We start from the raw sequence: 4,538 nt of genomic DNA, 5'->3' as shown, positions 1-4,538 counted from the left end.
GACCGGTGGCTTGGCGTAAGGAATGGAACGCCAGCGATTGACGCCGTCCCGCGTGAATCCTTCGATGGCGCCCGAGGCGATTTCCGTGCGGACTGTCTTCGCTGGCATTTCTCGACAATAGCGAATGCCCATTCACAGCCGCGTCCGACCGTGATTTCGAGTCGTGTCGTGTCCGACAGAGCGGAGCCCGCGGCCGGGTCTGGCCCATCGACGACTCCTTGGGGTGGTTCAGCACCGCGCGTGCGGTCAATCGGCCAGCGGAGGAATTTGACCCGTCTCCCGTTGGCCCGTGCCGGGAAGTGTCTGCGCAGGTCCTGCCTACACCCACAGTTGCCACCGGTGCGCACGGTTCAGTGGTCGAGTAGTCCGTAGCGCCCGGCCAGCGCGGCGGCCTCGATCCGGTTCCGGACACCGATCTTCTGAATCAAGCTTGCGACCATTCTCTTGGCTCGCTGGGCGGGCTCAGCGTTGTGAGAGCCGGAACTCGCTCGGAGAGCGGCCGGTCCATCGCTTGAAGGCGTGTGAGAAGTTGGCGGGGTCGCTGTACCCGAGATCCGTAGCGATCTCACTCACCGACATTGAGCGGTCGAGTAGCTGGAGCATCGCGCGCTCGAGCAGGAATGACTGGCGCAACTCGCGAAAGGTGGTCCCCTCTTCGGAGAGGCGCCGTTTGAGTGTGCTGGTGGATATCGACAGCTCATGTGCGAACCTTTGGTTACTTCGCTGTCCTGGATTCTTCTGCAGCAGCCGTCTTACCCTCTCGGAGTTGGATGTAGCGCCGCTCCGCTTGTCGAGAGTTCGCTTCAGCTCGACGATTGCGAGTCGATACGCGAGGGGATCGGAGAACCGGCACACCTCGTTGAGCGTGGCCGAGGGAACGTGGAGGGAGGACATCGGGGCGTCGAAGATCAGGCGCCCGACTTGAGCCAGGCCGTTCTCGCGATCGGTCAGGCCGAAGGGCGCCGGCCAACTCAGGTGGAGTGTGACCGTCGGCGCGTCACCGACGAGCATGTCCAGCAGTCGCAATAACGCCGACCCGGTGTAGGTAACGGCCAAGCAGTCCAGGGCTCGATCGCCCGTGTGCCCCCAGAGCCCGACGGTGAGGCCATGCTCACGTGGATGTAACTGTGCATTGATAGCCATGGTGATCAGCGGCAGGTAGGTGAGCAGCTCCACGATTTCGGCTACCGAGCCCGCGCTGACCAGCGGAACACTTAACGGGCCAAAGGATGTCAACTGGGCTTGTCCGGCGAACGCGAAGCCGAGCAGCGTGGCGTGGTCGACGTCGAGATCGGGGTAGACCTCGCGAAACCACCGTAACGGCGCCTGGACATCACGCTCAATCAGCGTCGCCGCGTCGGTTCCTTCGCGCGCCATGATGTCGCGGAGCTGCACGATGATGTCTGGCTCGAGTGCTGGGCTCTCGAGCAGTTGCACGAACGCGAGTGGGGGCATCCCCGCGTTATCGAGGTTCATCACCAGGCCCCTTTGAGCCAAATTCACACGTTACTGACTCCAGCGAACATAGCCGAAGCGCTTATCTTCGACAAGACTGTTAACTATCATTCACACCGACGACAACGTATTAGGAGTTCGTTATGACCGTTGTCACCTTTGTCTCCCACGACGGCGAGCAGCACGAGGCGCCGCTCGAGCCAGGTCACTCACTGATGCAGACTGCGACCAACAACGCGGTGCCCGGCATCGACGGTGACTGCGGAGGCGAAGCCGCGTGCGGCACCTGCCATGTGATCGTCGATCCGCAATGGTCCGATCGGGTTGGGCGCTCCGGCGCCGTTGAAGAAGAGATGCTCGCGATGAGCCCCGAGCGTCAGCCGACCTCCCGGCTGTCGTGCCAGATGCAGGTCACTGAGTCGTGGGACGGCTTGATCGTCCATCTGCCCGAGTTCCAGATGTAATGACGAGAGAGACGGATAAGACGTAATGAAGGTTTCTGAAGCAATCACCGAGAAAGTTCAGGCGACCATCCCGATCGACCTGCAGATTCAGGGCGCACACCTGTATGACAAAACCCGGCGTTTGGTGACCGGAACGAACGGGAAGAGGCTCTTCTTCGAGGGCCCCGTCCCCTCGGTCGCGGACGTAAAACTCGCCGACATCGACCTCAGCAACCCTTTCCTCTACCGTCAGGGGCGCTGGCAGTCATACTACGAGCGCCTGCGTAACGAAGCTCCGGTCCACTATCAGCCCAACAGTCCGTTTGGTCCGTTCTGGTCAGTCACACGGCATGCCGACATCGTGGCCGTGGAGAAGAACCATGATGTCTTCTCCTCCGAGCCGTTCATCGTCATCGGGTCCCCGCCTCGTTTCCTTGACGTAGCGATGTTCATTGCGATGGATCCGCCACGCCACGACAGGCAGCGGGCCGCTGTCCAAGGGGTGGTCGCGCCCAAGAACCTGCGTGAGATGGAGGGTCTGATTCGATCTCGCGTGCAGGAGGTGCTGGACAACCTGCCCGTGGATCAGCCGTTCAACTGGGTGCAGAATGTTTCGATCGAGTTGACCGCTCGGATGCTCGCGACCCTTTTGGACTTCCCATACGAGCAGCGTCGCAAGCTCGTCGAGTGGTCAGATCTGGCGACCTCGATGGAGCAAGCCAACGGCGGTCCGTCGGACCTTGATGACACGTTTGCAGGCATGCGCGACATGGCGCGAGGTCTCAGCGAGCACTGGCACGACAAGGCGGCACGGACAGCTGCCGGAGAGGAACCCGGATTCGATCTGATCACCATGCTGCAGAGTAACGAGAGCACCAAGGATCTGATCAAACGACCGATGGAGTTCTTGGGCAACCTTGTGTTGCTGATCGTCGGAGGCAACGACACCACGCGGAACTCGATGAGCGGCGGGGTTCTCGCGTTGAATCGGTACCCGGACCAGTTCGAGAAGCTGAAGGCAAACCCCGACCTGATCCCCAACATGGTCTCGGAGGTCATCCGGTGGCAGACACCGTTGGCCTATATGCGCCGGATCGCCAAGTCGGACACTATGCTGCACGGGCAGTTCATCCGCAAGGGCGACAAGGTCGTGATGTGGTATGCCTCGGGTAACCGCGACGAGCGCGTGTTCGATCGGCCCGATGAGCTGATCATCGATCGGCCCAACGCCCGAAATCACATCGCCTTCGGTTTCGGCATCCACCGCTGTATGGGCAACCGGCTGGCCGAGATGCAGTTGCGGATCCTGTGGGAGGAGCTGCTTCCGCGCTTCGAGAATATCGAAGTCGTCGGTGAGCCCGAGTACGTGCAGTCCAACTTCGTCAGGGGTATCAGCAAGCTGATGGTCCGACTCACCCCAAAAGCTGGCGCATGACCTTGCAGCGAGCGGTCATCGTAGGCGCGAGCCATGCCGGGGCACAACTCGCGGCCAGTCTGCGTCAGGAAGGGTGGACCGATGAGATCGTCCTCATCGGCGAGGAGTCGGCGCTGCCCTACCAACGCCCTCCGCTATCGAAGGCCTACCTGGCCCGGAAGATCACACTCGACGAACTCGCGATCCGCAGCGCGGAGTTCTACACCAAGCAGCGAATCCAACTCCTGGATGCGACGGTGGAGGCGATCGACCGCTCGGTCGGCCACCTGTCTCTGAGCACCGGCGACGCAATGCCCTACGACAAGATCGCGCTGTGTACTGGCGCCCGCCCTCGACGGCTCCCCATCCCGGGCGCCGACCTGGCCGGAGTCTTCTACCTACGGACCGCCGCGGACGTCGAGATGATCCTCGCGACCATCCGCCCCGGGGCTCGGGCCGTGCTCGTCGGCGGCGGTTACATCGGACTGGAGACGGCCGCCTCGTTGCGTGCGCTGGGTCTCGAGGTCACCGTGCTCGAGGCGACCGAGCGCGTCCTCGAACGGGTCACCGCCCCCGAGGTATCGGCGTTCTTCGACCGGATCCACCGGGAGGAGGGCGTCGACATTCGGACCGGCGCGCTGGTCGAGGCTCTGTCCGGTGACGGCTGGATCCGCGAAGTGCACCTGGCCAGTGGCGAATCAATCCCCGCCGACCTCGTCATTGTGGGCGTCGGCGTTCAACCGAACACCGAGCTCGCCGCCGCCGCAGGCCTGGCCGTCGACAACGGCGTCGTGATCGACGACCAGGCCCGCACCAGCGACCCCGACATCGTGGCCGCCGGGGACTGCGCCAGCCACGAGGTGGCCCGGTACGGCTGTCGCATACGCCTTGAGTCCGTGCCGAGCGCGGCCGAGCAGGCCAAAGTCGCCGCCGCGACCGTCTGCGGGAAGTCCAAGAAGATAGCGGCGCTTCCATGGTTCTGGTCAGATCAATACGACCACAAGCTCCAGATCGCCGGTCTCAACACCGGATACGACGAGGTCGTCCTCAGCGGCGACCCGACCGAGGACCGCGACTTCACCTGCTTCTACCTCCGTGACGGCGAGCTCATTGCCGCGGACTGCGTCAACCGCCCGCGAGACTTCATGTTCAGCAAACGGGTCATCACGCAGCAAGTCCCCATCGGACGGGCCGAACTGGCGCTCGCCGGCCAGGCCTGAGGTGAT

4 protein-coding genes are annotated in these 4,538 nt (G+C 62.9%); 3 read left to right on the top strand and 1 reads right to left on the bottom strand.

Annotated elements, in window-relative coordinates; translation table 11 throughout:
- Positions 1–462: 462 nt before the first annotated feature.
- Complete coding sequence (locus tag WA944_RS25805) at positions 463–1,476, bottom strand: helix-turn-helix domain-containing protein (RefSeq protein ID WP_370329920.1); 1,014 nt, start codon at positions 1,474–1,476, stop codon at positions 463–465.
- 122 nt (positions 1,477–1,598) lie between these two features.
- On the opposite strand from WA944_RS25805, the gene WA944_RS25800 reads away from it, so the two are divergent.
- From WA944_RS25800 to WA944_RS25790, 3 genes are read left to right on the top strand one after another with little or no spacing between them, the layout of a single operon-like run.
- Positions 1,599–1,919 carry a 2Fe-2S iron-sulfur cluster-binding protein gene (locus tag WA944_RS25800; protein ID WP_370329921.1) on the top strand — a complete coding sequence of 107 codons (321 nt, stop codon included), beginning with the start codon at positions 1,599–1,601 and terminating at the stop codon, positions 1,917–1,919.
- 25 nt (positions 1,920–1,944) lie between these two features.
- The gene (locus tag WA944_RS25795) at positions 1,945–3,333 is read left to right on the top strand and encodes a cytochrome P450 (protein WP_526647480.1); all 1,389 of its coding nucleotides are present in this window, start codon (positions 1,945–1,947) and stop codon (positions 3,331–3,333) included.
- A complete protein-coding gene (locus WA944_RS25790) occupies positions 3,330–4,532 on the top strand; it encodes an NAD(P)/FAD-dependent oxidoreductase (RefSeq protein WP_526608838.1) in 1,203 nt (400 codons plus the stop codon). The genes WA944_RS25795 and WA944_RS25790 overlap by 4 nt, the downstream gene beginning before the upstream one ends.
- Positions 4,533–4,538 lie beyond the last annotated feature (6 nt).

It is taken from the genome of Mycobacterium sp. (genome assembly GCF_049683355.1).
Taxonomy (GTDB): domain Bacteria; phylum Actinomycetota; class Actinomycetes; order Mycobacteriales; family Mycobacteriaceae; genus Mycobacterium.
This window is presented reverse-complemented; position numbering and strand designations above follow the sequence as displayed.

Excerpts from the sequence above, each read along its gene's own strand:
- WA944_RS25805 (WP_370329920.1), bottom strand. The coding sequence starts at position 1,476 with ATGAACCTCGATAACGCGGGGATGCCCCCACTCGCGTTCGTGCAACTG.
- WA944_RS25800 (WP_370329921.1), top strand. The coding sequence starts at position 1,599 with ATGACCGTTGTCACCTTTGTCTCCCACGACGGCGAGCAGCACGAGGCG.
- WA944_RS25795 (WP_526647480.1), top strand. The coding sequence starts at position 1,945 with ATGAAGGTTTCTGAAGCAATCACCGAGAAAGTTCAGGCGACCATCCCG.
- WA944_RS25790 (WP_526608838.1), top strand. The coding sequence starts at position 3,330 with ATGACCTTGCAGCGAGCGGTCATCGTAGGCGCGAGCCATGCCGGGGCA.